This is a genomic window from Zoogloea sp. (assembly GCF_028693495.1).
GTDB lineage: Bacteria > Pseudomonadota > Gammaproteobacteria > Burkholderiales > Rhodocyclaceae > Zoogloea.
Genome location: NZ_JAQUVG010000088.1, coordinates 1 through 14851, shown reverse-complemented (window position 1 = coordinate 14851; position 14851 = coordinate 1). Strand labels below are relative to the sequence as shown.

Below are 14851 nucleotides of genomic sequence, written 5' to 3'. Positions count from 1 at the left end.
GGATCCAGTACGACGTGATCCGCGGGGAGCAGAATTTCGTGATCGGCCGCACCACCCATGCCTGGTCCCATGACAAGGTCCGCTATTCGATGGAGACCGTGATCGAGACGGCCGGGCTGGTGGGCCTGATCAAGCCCTTCAGGATGGTTCAGCGCAGCGAGGGACGGATTGGTCCGGAGGGGCTCCTGCCCGAGAAGTTCACCGTCGAGCGGGATGGCCGGGTGCGCGAACAGGCGGACTTCGATTGGGCCACTGCCCGGGTGGTGCTGGTGGCGGGAGAGCGGCGCCGGGAGTTTGCGCTGGCGGAGGGCGACCAGGATGTGTTGTCCCTGATGCATCATCTATCCCTTCAGCCATCCGGCACCCCGCGGGCCGAGTTGCTGGTGGTGACCGGCAAGAGTGCGGTGCGCTCGGTGATCGAAAACCTCGGTGTCGAGGAAATCCAGGTGCCGGCAGGACGGGTTTCCGCCTACCATCTGGGGAGCAGTGGCCACCGGGGCGAGCTGAAGATCGACATCTGGCTGGCCCGGGATTACGCCAACCTGCCGGTCCGCCTCAAGATCACCGACAAGAACGGCGATGTGCTCGACCAGGTGGCCACCGGTGTGGATCTGGGCAGGCGCCTGTCTCCCTGAGCCTTTTTTGAATTGGCTATTTGTGAAGAGTGTGTGGGCGCCAGAGGGGTGAGTGGCGGAGGCGATGGTGATTAAGATCGCAAAAACGAATAGCCTTTGAATTTTTCCGGGTGGCCTGGGCCGCCCATGTCGTGCATTGAAAGAACAGAACACCATGACCATTACTCCTGCCCAACTTCAGGCTGCCAGCCAGGCCCTGCGTTCCGTGCTGCGTTTCGATTATCCGGCGGATTCGGTGCTGTCCCGCTATTTCAAGGACATGCGCGAGCTCGGTGCGCGGGACCGGGCCTTCGTGGCCGAGGCCGTGTACGGGGTGCTGCGCCGCAAGCGCACCCTCGAGCGCCTGTGCGGTCCGGAGGCGTCCACCCGCCAGCTGATCCTGGCCTGGCTGGCCCGGGTCGAGGGTGCCACCCGGCGCCAGCTGGGCGAGGGCCTGCATGGCCGGGACGTGGATTTCTTCACCGAGATCAAGGCTAAGGAAGCCGGCGAGTTGAGCCTGGCCGAATCCGCCGATCTGCCGGACTGGCTGGCTGAGCGCCTCCTCGCCACGCTGACCCCCGAAGAGGTGGTGGCCCTGGCCCAGAGCCTCAACCGTCCGGCGCCGCTGGATCTGCGGGCCAATACCCTCAAGCTCGACCGGGAGGCCCTGGTCGAGCGTCTCAGGGCCGACGGGATGGCCTGTGCGCCGGGGCGCTACTCTCCGGTGGCCGTGCGCCTGGAGGGCAAGCCGGCCCTGCAGAAGCATCCCCTGTTCCTGGACGGCAGCTTCGAGGTGCAGGACGAGGGCAGCCAGTTGCTGGGCTACCTGCTGCAGCCGAAGCGCGGCGAGATGGTCGTCGACTTCTGCGCGGGGGCGGGCGGCAAGACCCTGCTGCTGGGCGCGCTGATGCGCAACACCGGGCGCCTGTATGCCTTCGATGTGTCGGACAAGCGCCTCGCCAAGCTCAAGCCGCGGATGGCCCGTTCCGGCCTTTCCAACATTCATCCGGTGGTGATTGCCAGCGAGAACGATCCGCGGGTCAAGCGCCTGGCGGGCAAGATCGACCGGGTGCTGGTGGACGCGCCGTGCAGCGGGCTGGGGACCCTGCGCCGCAACCCCGACCTCAAGTGGCGCCAGAGCCCCGAGGCCCTGGCCGAGCTCACCGGCAAGCAGGCGGCGATCCTGGCCAGCGCTGCGCGTCTGGTGAAGCCGGGCGGTCGCCTCGTCTATGCCACCTGCAGCGTGCTGCCCGAGGAAAACGAGGCCATCGTGGCCGCCTTCCTGGCGGCCAATCCGGGGTTTGCTCCGGTCAATGCCCAGGAGGTGCTGGCGAAGCAGGGGGTGTCCATCGAGTGCGGCGCGCAGCTGCGTCTCACGCCCCTGGCCCACGATACGGACGGTTTCTTCGCGGCGGTGCTCGAGCGCCAGGCCTGATTCCGGGGAACTCCATCCCCTCCGGGCCCTCCATCCGATTCATCGACATTCATCCCTGCGCAGGTGCCGGGGCCCCAGGAGCGCCGGGCCCCGGCATCCCCACGGCCTGGGCCGTGCGCCCGGACCGACAAGGAAGAACCATGGAAGAGAATCAGATCGCGAAGTTGTTGCTGGACATCTGGGATGACATGCAGGAACCCGCCATCCTGTGGCAGGTGGGCGTGCTGGCGGTATGCCTGCTCCTCGCCAGCGGCGTTGCCCGTCAGATCCGGGGGTTCCTGCAGCGCCGGCGCAGCGCAGAACCGAGCGCCATGTACGGCGCTGGCGAGGAGGGGCTGCGGCGGGTGATCTTTCCGCTGACCGCGCTGGTCTTCGTGCTGGTGGGCCGCACCCTGCTGCAGCACTGGCACAACGTGCACCTGCTCAAGCTGGCGACCCCCCTGCTTACCGCCATGGCGGCCATCCGGCTGACCGTGCATGCCCTCAAGAAGGCCTTTCCGCGCGCCGTGTGGCTGGCCTCCTTCGAGCGCTTCTTCGCCACGGCGGCCTGGGTGGTGGCAGCCCTGCACATCACCGGGGTGCTGCCCACGGTCATCGATGGCATGGAGCAGGTCAGCTTCACCATCGGCAAGGCCAGCGTCAATCTGTGGATGCTGGCCCAGGGCGTGCTGATCGTCATGCTGACCGTGCTGGTGGCCCTGTGGGCGGCCGGGGTGGTGGAGGCCCGCCTGATGCGGGCCGAGGGGATCGACCCCAATCTCAAGCTGGTGTTTGCGCGCCTCTCCAAGGCGCTCCTGATCGTGCTGGCGGTGGCCATCGGCCTGCCCCTCGTGGGGATCGACCTCACCGCCCTGTCCGTCTTCGGCGGGGCGCTGGGCGTGGGCCTGGGTTTCGGGATGCAGAAGATCGCGGCCAACTATGTGTCGGGTTTCATCCTGCTGCTGGACCGTTCCATCCGCATGGGCAACCTGATTTCCGTGGGTAACGAACGGGGCATCGTCAGCCAGATCACCACCCGCTACACGGTGATCAAGGGCATGGGGGGGGTCGAGTCCATCGTCCCCAACGAAACCCTGGTGGGGTCCGTGGTGCAGAACGAGACCTTCACCGATCCCAAGCTGCGGGTGGCCCTGCCGATCCAGGTGGGCTATGCCACCGATCTCGAGAAGGCGATGGGGATCCTGGTGGAAGCGGCCCGGCTGCAGCCCCGGGTGCTGCAGGATCCGGAGCCCAAGGCCTTCGTGGAGGCTTTTGCCGACAGCGGCATCAACCTGCAGCTCGGTTTCTGGATCGGCGATCCAGAGGAGGGCACCCTGGGCATCCGCTCGGCCATCAACCTGCATGTGTGGCGCCGCTTCAAGGAAGAGGGGATCGAGATTCCCTTTCCCCAGCGGGAGGTGCGCATCCTGAATCCGTCGGCCGCGCTCCCGCCGGCCCTGTCGTAGCGCTGCAACAGTCCGCCCCGGCGGTCCCTTTAAATGCGGGGTGAAACCAGGCTTTCCTTGGATCGCCGATGGCCCTCGACTAGAATCCGCTCACCCATTGCACAAGGATGTTTGCCCTGATGTTCTCCGGTTTTTTTGATCTGCCCTGGTGGGGCTATGTCCTTGTCACCCTGGCGATGACCCATGTCACCATCGCTGCCGTAACGATTTTCCTGCATCGTCATCAGGCCCACCGCTCCCTGGACCTGCACTGGCTGCCGGCCCTGTTCTACCGTTTCTGGCTGTGGCTTACCACCGGCATGGTCACCAAGGAGTGGGCTGCCATCCACCGCAAGCATCACGCCAAGTGCGAGACCGCCGACGACCCCCACAGCCCGCAGATCCACGGGATCAACAAGGTGCTGTGGACCGGCGTGTTCCTGTACGTGAAGGAGGCCCGCAACCGGGAGACCATCCAGCGGTTTGGGCACGGGACGCCCGACGACTGGTTCGAACGCCGGATCTTCTCGGCCTACCCCAAGCTGGGCATCGTGCTGATGCTGCTGGCGGACGTGGCGATGTTCGGCGTCTGGCCGGGGGTGCTGATCTGGGGCGTCCAGATGGTCTGGATTCCCTTCTGGGCGGCGGGGGTGGTCAATGGCCTGGGGCACTTCTGGGGCTATCGCAACTACAACTGCAGCGATGCCTCCACCAACCTGTTTCCCTGGGGCATCCTGATCGGTGGCGAAGAGCTCCACAACAACCACCATTCCTTCGCCACCTCGGCCAAGCTGTCGGCCCGCTGGTACGAGTTCGACATTGGCTGGATGTACATCCGCATGCTGGAGCTGCTGGGCCTCGCCAAGGTCAAGAAGACCATCCCGACCCCCAGGTTCGGCATCGCCAAGGCCCGCGCCGACTTCGACACGCTGCAGGCCATCATCACCTGCCGCTACGATGTGATGACCCGCTATCTCCAGTCCCTCAAGGCGATCGCCCGGGAGGAGCTGGCGATCCTCAAGGCCCAGTCCGGCGAAAAGCTCAGCGTCCGGGAGGTCCGCCGCTGGCTGGTCGCCGACGAGAGCGAGCTGCGCTCCGACGAGCTCACGCGCCGGGCCCGGCTGCTTCAGGACAACGCTCGGCTGCAGACCGTGGTGGCCATGCGCCACGAGCTGATGGCCCTGTGGGCGCGCTCCTCCGCCACCCATGACCAGCTCCTGCAGCAGCTCCAGGACTGGATCAGCCGGGCCGAGCAGAGCGGGATCCGTCAGCTGGAAGAGTTCTCCCAGCGCCTCCGCCGCTACGCGGTCTGAGCGCGCCCGCCCCCGGCGAGTGCTCTGCGGGAAGCTCCGGGACGATGCTGCTGCTCCTGAACAAGCCCTATGGCGTCCTGTGCCAGTTCACCGCCGAACCGGGCCGGCCTACCCTCGCCGATCATCTGCCGGTGCCCGGGGTCTATGCGGCAGGGCGGCTGGACACGGACAGCGAGGGGCTGCTGGTGCTGACCGATGATGGCCCCCTGCAGGCCCGCATCGCCGATCCCCGCCACAAGCTGGCCAAGACGTATCTGGTCCAGGTGGAGGGCGAGCCGGACGAAGCCGCCCTGGCGGCCCTGCGGGGCGGGCTCGACCTGGGAGATTTCGTCACGCGGCCGTGCCAGGCACGCCGGGTGCCCGAGCCGGGCTGGCTGTGGCCGCGCACCCCGCCGATCCGGGAGCGCAAGTCCATTCCCACGTGCTGGCTGGAAATCGTCCTGAAGGAAGGCAAGAACCGTCAGGTGCGCCGGATGACCGCCAAAGTGGGTTTTCCTACCCTGCGCCTGATCCGCGCGAAGATCGGGGAGTGGACCCTGGACGGGCTGGCCCCCGGCATGTGGCGGGAGGTGCCGGTGCCGCCCGCGCTGTCCCGTGCGCTGGCAGCGCCTGCCCCGGGCGGACGCCCTTCCGGCCGCTCCCCGGGGCGACGTGTCCGGCCGGCCTGAACTCCGGTTTTCCCTTCATTGCCACCACATCCGGGAGTTGCCCTCATGGGTCTGCGTTTTCTTCTGATGGCCACGCTGGGCGCCTTCGCTCTGCCGGTCCTTGCCCAGTCGCCGATGCCCCGCACCGAATTGTCCGTGGGCATGTACCGTATCGACGCGGAGGTGGCGGCCACCCAGGAACACCGGATGGTGGGCCTGATGCAGCGTCGCAGCCTGCCCGCCAACGGCGGCATGATCTTCGTGTTTGCCGAGCCACGCCGTCACTGCATGTGGATGAAGAATACCCCGCTGCCCCTGTCGGTGGCCTTTCTGGACGAGGAGGGGCGGATCATCAATATTGCCGACATGCAGCCCCACAGCGAGGACAACCACTGCGCCGCCCGGCCTGCCCGCTTTGCGCTGGAGATGAGTCAGGGCTGGTTCCGCCAAAAAGGCCTGGACGCCGGTACCAAGGTAATGGGGGCTGAACGCCTGGCGGGCGCGGTGCGCTGAACGGCCGCTGGCCGGCTCAAGCCGGCTGCGGCGTCGGAAGGTGCCCGGGACTCAGGCGGTGAGTTCCAGCAGCTTGCCGAAGGCCGTGGCGAACTGGGCCAGTCCCTCCTGCTGCAGGCGCTCCCCCAGCAGATCCAGCTCGATCCCCAGGGCGGCCAGGGCCGCCAGTTCGGCAGCGGAGCTCTCCCCGTCGGCCAGCAGCGTAGCGGCCTGGACCTGCCCGTGGTCCAGGAAGGCCGTCAGGGTGGCGTCCGGCAGGGTGTTGACGGTCTCTGCGCCGATCAGCGGCTCCACGTACATCAGGTCGGAATAGGCCGGGTTCTTGGTGCCGGTGCTGGCCCACAGCATGCTCTGGGGGCGGGCACCCCGGGCAGCCAGGGGGGCAAAGCCTTCCCCGTGGAAGCGGGCAAGGTAGCGCCGGTAGGCCTGGCGGGCCAGGGCCACGCCGGTCTTGCCGCGCAGGGCGAGGGCTGCGGGGCTGCCGGTTTCCGTGAGCAGGCCGTCCACCAGGCTGTCCCAGCGGGACAGGAAGACGCTGGCCACCGAGCGGACGCTGCGCAGGTCTGCTCCGGCGGCGGCACGTTGTTCCAGGCCACGCTGGTAGGCGCCGGCGACCGCATCCACGTGCCGGAGGGAGAACATCAGGGTCACGTTGAGGCTCACGCCGGCGGCGGTCAGGGTCTCGATGGCCCGGATGCCCGCCCCGGTGGCGGGGATCTTGACCAGCAGGTTGTCCCGGCCGACGGCGGCCTTCAGGCGCAGGGCGGCGGCTACGGTGCCGGCTTCGTCATCGGCCAGGGCGGGGGATACCTCCAGGCTCACGTAGCCGGCGTCGCCCTGGCTTTCGTCGAATACCGGGCGGATCACATCGCAGGCCCGCTGCACATCCTCGATCACCAGCCGTTCGTAACGCGCCTCGGCGCTGAGTCCGGCGGGCAGGGCCGCCAGGGCCGGGCGGTAGTCCTGTCCTTCGGCGATGGCCTTGTGGAAGATGGCCGGGTTGGTGGTGACTCCGGCCACACCGTTGTCGATGTGGCGGGCCAGCAGGCCGTCGTTGATCAGGGCGCGGGACAGGTTGTCGAGCCAGATTTGCTGGCCAGCGGCGCGGGCGGCTTGGATCGGATTCATGGGCGGGGAGAGGCTGCAGTGGTTTGGAGAAGAAGTGGCCTGTCATTCTGGCCGAATCGGCCGGCGCGGGAAAGGGGCGGGTGGCACCCTCAGCGGGGCGGCCAGTGGAGCTCGAACTGGCCTGGCGCCCCTGCCGGGCGGGCGGCACCCCCGGCAATCGCCGGCAGCCGGGCCAGGAAGGCCGGGTCTCCCTGGATCCGTCCGCTGAAGCGGGGGCTACCCCGGAAGGGCGCTTCGCCACTACCCTCCAGCCGGATGTCTCCGGTGAGGGTCTGGAGGGTGTAGTGCAGGGTCTGGCCGCGGGCGTCCATCTGGAGCTGGTAGTCGCCGAAGCTGCGTCCGGGGAACAGGGCGCTGCGGGCGCCCCGCCACAGCAGCTGGGCCGAACCCTGGCAGTGACCATCCCGCCCGCATTCCCAGCGGGGCGCCGTGATGCTCAGGTCACCCATCCAGCCAGCCCGGGCGGCCGGGTGGGGAATCGGGGAGAGGACGGCTCCCGCCGGTGCGTGGAGCCGCAGGTCGGCGATCCGCAGCCCTCCGAAGCCGCCTTCAATCTGGCCGATGGAGGTTCCGCTGCTGCTGAAGCGCCACCCCAGTGCCCCCCGGGTGAGGGTCGCGGTATCGAAATCCCAGGCCAGGGGCATCCAGGGGAGCAGGCTGCGGCCTTCGGCTTCCCGGCTGGCCAGTATGCCGCGCCCCTGCCAGAGGCTGCCTTCGGCCTGCTGGAGGCGCAGCCCCCCCTGGGTGGCATGGGCGAGAAGCCCGTCGATCAGGCTGGCGGGGGCCTTGAGGATCACCAGAACCAGGCTCAGGAGCCCGAAGATGAGCAGCTTCACCCGTCGCTCCTGCCCAGCAGGGCGTCCACGGTGGCCTGGTGGTCCTGGCGCTGGATCTCCATCTTGAAGACCCGCAGGCCCTGGTCCTTCTGGAGGGTGGCGAGCCAGCTCACCAGTTCGTCAAAACCGGCCTGGCCGCTGATGTGCAGTCCTTCTCCGCTGGCCTGAACGGTCAGCGACAGGCCGCGGCTGCGGGCTGAGGCCTGGGCGCCCTCCAGCAGGGCCCGGGTGGTGGAGGGCGGGAGGGGGGGCGTGCTGCGCAGGCGGGCGATCTCGCTCGCTGCCTCCTGAACCTGCTCAAGCTGGGCGGCTGCCCGGGGCAGGGTGCGCTGCAGGCGTTCCCGCTGGGTGTGGCTCCAGTCGAGCAGGCCGAGCACGCTGCCGGCGGCGACCACCAGGGCGGCGATGCCGACCAGCCGGCGCTCCCGGGGGCTGAGGCGCTGCCAGGACTGGATGAGGCGGCTGACGGGGCCGCTGTTGCGGGGTGTGCTGGAGGTGTTCATTGGAGGGTCTCCCGACGCAGCTGGAGCTGGGCGCCATCGCCTTCCCGGCGGACGTGGGCGAGCAGGCCGCGGCTGGCCAGCAGGCCGACCACCGCGTCGGCCCGGCCGGCGGCGGTGCCCTTGAGGGTGAGGTCCAGGCGACCGTCTTCGAAGCGGATCGCGGCGACGCCACCGGCGGCATCGGTGCCCAGGGCTTCGGCGGCGGCGGCCAGCAGGGTCAGGGCGTCATGGTCCTGGAGGAGGCCGTGACGGGCCCGTTCCAGGTTGAGCTGCTGGCGCATCTGGGCGGCGGGTGCAATGGCCGGGGTGTTGGGGAAGGCGCTTTTCCAGCTACGTTCGATCCGCTCTTCAAGACTTCCTTGCTGGTGCTTGAGCCACAGGACTTCGCCCACGCTGGCGGCGAGCCACAGGGCCAGGGCGCCAGCGCCCAGCAGGGCCGGTGGGCGCAGGCGGGTCAGCGTACCGCTGCCGCCCTGGCGGGGGGCGAATTCCCCATGCAGCAGGGTACTGACCCGGTGATCGACACCCTGCCACCAGAGGTAGGGGCTGCTTGCCCCGCAGGGTACTCCGCTTTCCGCCTCGAGGTGGGCGAGCTCAGGCACCGGGAAGCCGGGCGCCCCATGGACCTCGATCCGGGCGGGAGGCGTGTTTGCGGCCCGGGCGCTGGCCGCCTGGCCGGCGATGAGGGGGAGCAGGATGTCCGGGTCGAGGGCGACCCCGTTGTCCGGTCCGCTGCGCAGCAGGGCGCCTCCCGGGCCGATGGACAGGTGCCAGCCTGGGCCGCCGGCTGGGGCAGTCTGGACTTCGGCGACGATCCGCCGGGGGGCACGACCGATGGCCTCCAGCTGGGCCACCAGCTGGCGCAGGCGTTCCCGGGCGATCACCAGCACGCCGGCCAGATCCCGTTCGCCGTCCGGCGCCGGGCGGCGATGGGTGACGGTGAGGTGCTGGCCGTCCGGATCCTTCAGCAGGCGGTCTTCCAGGGCGTAGGCCAGCAGGCGTGGCAGGTCGCGCCGGGTGGCCCTGGGCAGGGGCGCCTCCAGCCACAGGCACTGGGGGCCGAGCAGCAGCACCTCGCACGTGGCGGCGGCTGGCCAGTGGCGGGGTTCCGAGTGGCCTTCGGAGAGGAGGCGGCCGTCGGCGTCGAGGAGGGCCCAGGGGCACTCCGGCCGGGTCGGCCACTGTTCGTCGAGGGCGATGAGGAGACGGGTCATAGCAGTTTTTGCCAAACGATGGCGGGCCAGTTCTGGCCCTCGGAGCGGTGCAGGAGGACTTCCATGCGGACCATGGATACGCCGAAGCGGGCCCGGCCGGTGGCCAGGAAGTAGGTGCTGCGCACGGCCAGGCCGGTGGTGTTGATGTTGTCCACGTTGCGTTCTTCCAGGCGGCGCTGGAAGCTGTTCATGTCCCGGGCGGGGGCGCGCTCCCGCTCCACCACGAGCAGGCGGGCCGCATCCAGGGACAGCCCCTCGATGGCGGCGGAGAGCACCTCGGGGGGGGCCGTGTTGACGTTGATGCTGCCGCCGGGCGGCAGGGCGGCCACGAAGGGGCGCAGCCGGGCCACCAGTCCGGGGGTGAAGCCGCGGACCTGGGTCAGTTCGGCCACGGCGGCCAGCGGCCCGTTGGGCGGACGCCGGGGCGGCGCCTGCCCTGCATACCAGGACGACTCGGCCCCTCCGGGCAGGCGGGGTTGATCGTCCGGGTCGATCCAGTCGATCAGCGCCTGGGCCAGGGGCAGGGCGTCCTGTTCGCTCACGCCGGCGTGGCCGAGGAGCCGGACGAAGCGGCTCACCTGCAGGGGGCTGGCCCCTTCGATGCCTTCCGACAGGCTGTTGAGGTTGAAGCGGCCCGACAGGTCCAGCAGCTCGCCACTGACTTCGCCTTCTTCCACGGGGGTCGGGGGAATCTTGACGGCCCAGGCTTCTCCCGGGTGATCCAGGCTGGAGGTGCGTCCGTCTTCCGCCAGAACGTTGCGGGCCCAATCCACGGCGCCGCGGGCCAGCTGCCGGGCCTGGGCCTGGTCATGGCGGCCGATCACCTGGTCCATGGCGACCCCCAGATCCCCCACCGTGGCCGCCGCCAGTCCGGCCACCAGGGCCACGGTCAGCAGCGCAAGGATGACCGCCGCACCGCGCTGGGTGCCGCCGGGGGAGGGGGGGAGGGCGCGTGGTGGGGGGAGCATCAGCGCAGGGCGATCATGCGGGTGAGCACGCCGGTGTCGGGCAGGTCGATTTCCAGGATCACCGCATCGGGCAGGGGCCGCCGGCGCTCACTCCCCGGCCAGGCATCCAGCCGGGTGTTGTTGAGCAGAAAGCGCCAGTGCACCTCCCGCACCTGGTTCAGAAGCACGTCCACCTGGGGCTCCCTGATGGGATCGCGACCGTTCCAGCGCAGCCATTCAAGGCGACCCTCCACCAGGCGGTAGCCTACCCGGCGCACGCCCCGGGCTTCATCCAGGCGCAGCAGCTGGAGCTCGCTCCCGCCGCCGTTGGCCTGCTGGCCGAGGATCAGCGCTGGCGGGGTTTCGGTGGGGATCGGGCCGTTCAGTTGAATCCCCGCCGGGGAGACCACCTGGAGCAGATCCGCATCGATGCGCTGCATGGCCCGGCCGATGCTGCGCCAGCGTTCGAAACCCGCCTCCAGCCGGGCGCGGCTGGTCGAGACCTCCGCCAGGGCCCGGTAGGAGAGCACGCCCAGCACCGCGAAGATGGCCAGGGCCACCATCAGTTCGATGAGGGTCAGGCCCCGCTGGGCTCGGCCGCTCATTGCAGGGGGCGGGCCACGTAGCCGCTCAGGCGGGCGATGGCGTGGGTGTCGTTGCCGCTGGCATACACGCTCACATCCACCCGGCGCACCAGGGGGTTCGGTGTGGCCTTCACTTCTTCCCGCCAGCGGTAGCTGCGGCCAGCCTGCTCGGCGCTGCCTTCGCGGGTGCCCGGTCCGGGCCAGGCCTGGGTGGCCCGCAGTTCAGCCAGCCGGTTCTCGGCCACCCAGTCGCCGATCAGGCGCTCCCGCAGCTCCCCGGCGGACTGGGCGCTGACCCCCATGGCGCGGAAGGCGGCGGTCAGGGCCACCGCCAGGATGGCCAGGGCCACCAGGGTCTCGAGCAGGGTGAAGCCGGTGTCGCGGGTGTGCATCAGGAGCGCTGGCGGCCGGGCAGCTGGAGGACGACTTCCCCGTTGGCCCGGCCCCTGAGGAGGGCCTCGCCCGTGGGGGTGAGGACCCGCAGCTGGAATTCGGGTGGCTGGGTGCCGAACAGCAGCCGGGTGGCGCCGGCCTCGGCCTGCCCTTCCAGGCGCAGGCCGGACCAGCTCAGGCCGGCGGGCAGGGGCCGGTCGGTGAACACCGGCGGATCGATCAGGGGGCGCCAGTTGTCGTCGGGATCGAGGGCCGAGAAACGGTAGCCGTCAGGCAGCAGCTCGAAGGCGATGGGCCGCCCGCGCACGCTGGCCCGGTCGGCGGTGGCTTCGAGCACCAGGCGCAGGCGCTGCAGGGCCTGCTCCAGCTCACGCCCCCGCAGGCTGTCCAGCCCGAGGGTGATGCCAGTGGCCATCACCCCCATGATGACCAGCACCACCATCACCTCGATGAGGGTGAAGCCGGCCTGGCGGGGGCGCGTGGAGGGAGGGCGCATGAAGGCTCAGAGGTTCCAGGAGCCGATGTCGGCGTCGAAGCCTTCGCCGCCGGCGACGCCGTCGGCGCCGAAGCTCATCACATCCACCTCACCCTTGAGGCCGGGCAGCACGTACTGGTAAGGCTTGCCCCAGGGGTCGAGGGGCAGCTTGTCCAGGTAGGATTTCCAGTTCTCCGGCACGGGCGGGGTGGCCGGTCGGGAGACCAGGGCCTGGAGGCCCTGCTCGGTGCTGGGATAGCGGCGGTTGTCCAGCTTGTAGAGCTTGAGGGCCTGCATGATGGCCGAGATGTCCTGGCGGGCGGCCACCGCCCGGGCTTCGTCCGGACGGCTCATGACCCGGGGCACCACCAGGGCGGCCAGCACGCCGAGGATCACGATGACCACCATGACTTCGATCAGGGTGAAGCCGCGGGTGCGGCGGGGGGAGGCGCTGTTCATTGGATCTCCTTGGTCATGATTCATTCAGGGGGTCATCGCATCAGTGTGTTGATCTCGATGATGGGCTGCATCACCGCCATCACGATCAGCAGCACGAAACCGCCCATGGCCAGCAGCAGCACGGGCTCGAGCAGGGCGGTGAGGGTGGCGGTGCGGTTTTCCAGTTCGGCCTGCTGCAGACGGGCGGCCCGCTCGAGGAGCTCGCCTACCCGGCCGGTGGCTTCCCCGTTGGCAAGCATGTGGATCAGCAGCGGTGGAAACTGGCGGCTCGCTCCCAGGGCTTTCGAGAGGGGCTGGCCTTCGCGCACCCGCTCGGTGGCGGTGGCCACGGCATCGGCCAGGGGCAGGCGGCTGATGACCTGGCGGCCGGCGTCGAGGGCGGCCAGCAGGGGCACGCCGCTGCCGGCGAGGATGGACAGGGTGCTGGCAAAGCGGGTGGCATCCAGCGTGCGCAGGTGGCGGCCGAGGACCGGGAGCCCCAGCAGCCAGCGGTCCCAGCGGCGCTTGAGGGTGCTGTCCCGCAAGGCGCGGTGGCCGGCAAAGGCCAGGCCGGCAACGGCCAGCACCAGCAGCCAGCCCCACTCCCTCAGCAGGCTGCTGATCAGGATCAGGGCCCGGGTCATGAGGGGCAGGGCCTGCTTGCCCTGCTGGAAGACGGACACCACCTGGGGGACCACATAGGTCATCAGGCTGACGATGACGAGCAGGGCCACGCCCGCCACGACGGCCGGGTAGAGCAGGGCCTGCAGGGTCTTGGTGCGCAGGGTGTGGGCCCGGTCCAGATAGTCGGCCAGCTGGTTCATGACCCGGGCCAGCTCTCCGGATTTCTCACCGGCGGCGACCGAGGCCCGGTAGAGGGTGGAGAAGGCCTGGGGATAGCGGTCGAGGGCGGCGCGCAGGCTGTAGCCGGCCAGGATTTCGGAGCGCACGCCGGCCAGCAGCTGACGGGTGGATTCGCTCTCCGCCTGTTCGATCAGGGCGGCCAGCGCCTGCTCGACGGTGAGGCCGGAGGCCAGCAGGGTGGCCCACTGGCGGGTGAGGAGGGTGAGCTCCGACACCTTCAGGCGGCGCCGGGTGAAGCGGCTGCCCCCGCTGTCCCGGGCGACGGAGGCCACTTCGAGGGGAAACAGCCCGCGCTCCCGCAGCAGGCCACGGGCGGCCTTGCCGGTGTCGGCTTCGAGGACGCCGGCCGACTCCTTGCCGGCTGCGTCCACGGCGCGGTAGCGGAAGGCGGTCATTCCCGGGTGACCCGCAGGAGTTCTTCGGCCGAGGTGAGGCCTTCGGCCACCAGGCGCAGGCCATCATCGCGCAGGCTGCGGGTGCCGTGGGCGAGGGCGTGGGTCCGCAGGGCGGCCTCATCCGCGCCGGTATGGATCAGGCGCTGGAAGCCTTCGTCGACGACGATCAGCTCGTAGATGCCGGTTCGGCCAGCGTACCCCGTACGGGTGCATTCGGGGCAGCCGGGGGCATGCCACAGCTGGGCGGGCGTCCCGGTGCCCAGGGCCCGGTCGGCGTCGCTGACGGGCTGGGGGGTGCGGCAGGCGCGGCACAGCTTGCGGACCAGGCGCTGGGCCAGCACGCCGCGCAGGGTGGAGGCGAGCAGGAAGGGCTCGACCCCCATGTCCACCAGGCGGGTGACCGCCGAGGCGGCGTCGTTGGTGTGCAGGGTGGCCAGCACCAGGTGACCGGTGAGGCTGGCCTGCACGGCGATCTGGGCGGTCTCCAGGTCGCGGATCTCGCCGATCATGATCACGTCCGGATCCTGGCGCAGGATGGCCCGCAGGGCACGCGCAAAACTCAGGTCGATCTTGCTGCTCACCTGGATCTGGCCGACACCGGGGAGGTCGTATTCCACCGGGTCTTCCACGGTGACGATGTTGCGGCGCTTCGCATCCATGCCCTGCAGGGCGGCGTAGAGGGTGGTGCTCTTGCCCGAGCCGGTGGGGCCGGTGACCAGCAGGATGCCGTGGGGTTCGGAGAGCAGGCGGGCGAAGGGGGTGACCGTGTCGGGATCCATCCCCAGGCTGTCCAGACCGCGCTGGCCGCTGCCCTTGTCCAGGAGGCGCAGCACGATCCGTTCCCCGTGGGTGGTGGGCAGCGTGGACACCCGCACATCCACCTGGCGGCCGGCCAGGCGCAGGGCGATGCGGCCGTCCTGGGGCAGGCGTTTCTCGGCGATGTCCAGGCTGGCCATGATCTTGATCCGCGAGGCCATCGCCGCGTGCAGGGCGCGGTGGGGTTCGGCCACATCCACCAGCACCCCATCGCGGCGGAAGCGCACCACCGAGTGGCGCTCGTAGGGTTCGATGTGGATGTCGCTGGCCGCCTGACGCACGGCCTGGGTGAGCAGGGCGTTGATCATCCGG

The 14851-nt window shown here is 69.7% G+C and carries 17 protein-coding genes; 6 read left to right on the top strand and 11 right to left on the bottom strand.

Annotated elements, in window-relative coordinates; translation table 11 throughout:
- From PHD22_RS13380 to PHD22_RS13355, 6 genes are all read left to right on the top strand, one after another.
- Positions 1 to 635 (top strand): DUF3108 domain-containing protein (locus PHD22_RS13380; RefSeq protein WP_299867731.1); only part of this gene is annotated, 635 nt, incomplete at its 5' end.
- A gap of 154 nt (positions 636 to 789) precedes the next feature.
- A complete protein-coding gene (locus PHD22_RS13375) occupies positions 790 to 2049 on the top strand; it encodes an RsmB/NOP family class I SAM-dependent RNA methyltransferase (protein WP_299867729.1) in 1260 nt (419 codons plus the stop codon).
- A 140-nt stretch (positions 2050 to 2189) separates the two neighbouring features.
- The gene (locus PHD22_RS13370) at positions 2190 to 3494 is read left to right on the top strand and encodes a mechanosensitive ion channel domain-containing protein (protein ID WP_299867726.1); all 1305 of its coding nucleotides are present in this window, start codon (positions 2190 to 2192) and stop codon (positions 3492 to 3494) included.
- Positions 3495 to 3613: 119 nt separating this feature from the next.
- The gene (locus PHD22_RS13365) at positions 3614 to 4786 is read left to right on the top strand and encodes a fatty acid desaturase (protein ID WP_299867724.1); all 1173 of its coding nucleotides are present in this window, start codon (positions 3614 to 3616) and stop codon (positions 4784 to 4786) included.
- A gap of 44 nt (positions 4787 to 4830) precedes the next feature.
- The gene (locus tag PHD22_RS13360) at positions 4831 to 5454 is read left to right on the top strand and encodes a pseudouridine synthase (protein WP_299867722.1); all 624 of its coding nucleotides are present in this window, start codon (positions 4831 to 4833) and stop codon (positions 5452 to 5454) included.
- Positions 5455 to 5499: 45 nt separating this feature from the next.
- Positions 5500 to 5946 carry a DUF192 domain-containing protein gene (locus PHD22_RS13355; protein WP_299867719.1) on the top strand — a complete coding sequence of 149 codons (447 nt, stop codon included), beginning with the start codon at positions 5500 to 5502 and terminating at the stop codon, positions 5944 to 5946.
- Positions 5947 to 5997: 51 nt separating this feature from the next.
- Here the strand turns inward: PHD22_RS13355 and tal are convergent, their stop codons facing one another.
- From tal to PHD22_RS13300, 11 genes are all read right to left on the bottom strand, one after another.
- On the bottom strand, positions 5998 to 7074 hold the full coding sequence (gene tal / locus PHD22_RS13350; RefSeq protein ID WP_299867716.1) for a transaldolase: 1077 nt from the start codon (positions 7072 to 7074) through the stop codon (positions 5998 to 6000).
- An 89-nt stretch (positions 7075 to 7163) separates the two neighbouring features.
- Positions 7164 to 7910: a type II secretion system protein N gene (gene gspN / locus PHD22_RS13345; protein WP_299867713.1), complete on the bottom strand. Its 747-nt coding sequence runs from the start codon at positions 7908 to 7910 to the stop codon at positions 7164 to 7166.
- Positions 7907 to 8413, bottom strand: coding sequence for a type II secretion system protein GspM (gspM, locus tag PHD22_RS13340; RefSeq protein ID WP_299867708.1), 507 nt, complete (start codon positions 8411 to 8413; stop codon positions 7907 to 7909). The genes gspN and gspM overlap by 4 nt, the downstream gene beginning before the upstream one ends.
- The gene (gene gspL / locus PHD22_RS13335; protein ID WP_299867705.1) at positions 8410 to 9627 is read right to left on the bottom strand and encodes a type II secretion system protein GspL; all 1218 of its coding nucleotides are present in this window, start codon (positions 9625 to 9627) and stop codon (positions 8410 to 8412) included. The genes gspM and gspL overlap by 4 nt, the downstream gene beginning before the upstream one ends.
- Complete coding sequence (gene gspK / locus PHD22_RS13330) at positions 9624 to 10595, bottom strand: type II secretion system minor pseudopilin GspK (protein WP_299867702.1); 972 nt, start codon at positions 10593 to 10595, stop codon at positions 9624 to 9626. The genes gspL and gspK overlap by 4 nt, the downstream gene beginning before the upstream one ends.
- Complete coding sequence (gene gspJ, locus PHD22_RS13325; protein WP_299867699.1) at positions 10595 to 11179, bottom strand: type II secretion system minor pseudopilin GspJ; 585 nt, start codon at positions 11177 to 11179, stop codon at positions 10595 to 10597. Before gspJ ends, gspK begins: the two co-directional genes overlap by 1 nt.
- On the bottom strand, positions 11176 to 11550 hold the full coding sequence (gspI, locus tag PHD22_RS13320; RefSeq protein WP_299867696.1) for a type II secretion system minor pseudopilin GspI: 375 nt from the start codon (positions 11548 to 11550) through the stop codon (positions 11176 to 11178). Before gspI ends, gspJ begins: the two co-directional genes overlap by 4 nt.
- The gene (locus PHD22_RS13315; RefSeq protein ID WP_299867693.1) at positions 11550 to 12047 is read right to left on the bottom strand and encodes a prepilin-type N-terminal cleavage/methylation domain-containing protein; all 498 of its coding nucleotides are present in this window, start codon (positions 12045 to 12047) and stop codon (positions 11550 to 11552) included. The genes gspI and PHD22_RS13315 overlap by 1 nt, the downstream gene beginning before the upstream one ends.
- Positions 12048 to 12053: 6 nt before the next feature.
- Positions 12054 to 12485 carry a type II secretion system major pseudopilin GspG gene (gene gspG, locus PHD22_RS13310; protein WP_299867690.1) on the bottom strand — a complete coding sequence of 144 codons (432 nt, stop codon included), beginning with the start codon at positions 12483 to 12485 and terminating at the stop codon, positions 12054 to 12056.
- A 32-nt stretch (positions 12486 to 12517) separates the two neighbouring features.
- Positions 12518 to 13723, bottom strand: a complete 1206-nt coding sequence (gene gspF / locus PHD22_RS13305) for a type II secretion system inner membrane protein GspF (protein ID WP_299867687.1) — start codon at positions 13721 to 13723, stop codon at positions 12518 to 12520.
- A partial coding sequence (locus PHD22_RS13300; RefSeq protein WP_299867684.1) for an ATPase, T2SS/T4P/T4SS family occupies positions 13720 to 14851 on the bottom strand: 1132 nt, incomplete at its 5' end. The genes PHD22_RS13300 and gspF, both read right to left, overlap by 4 nt.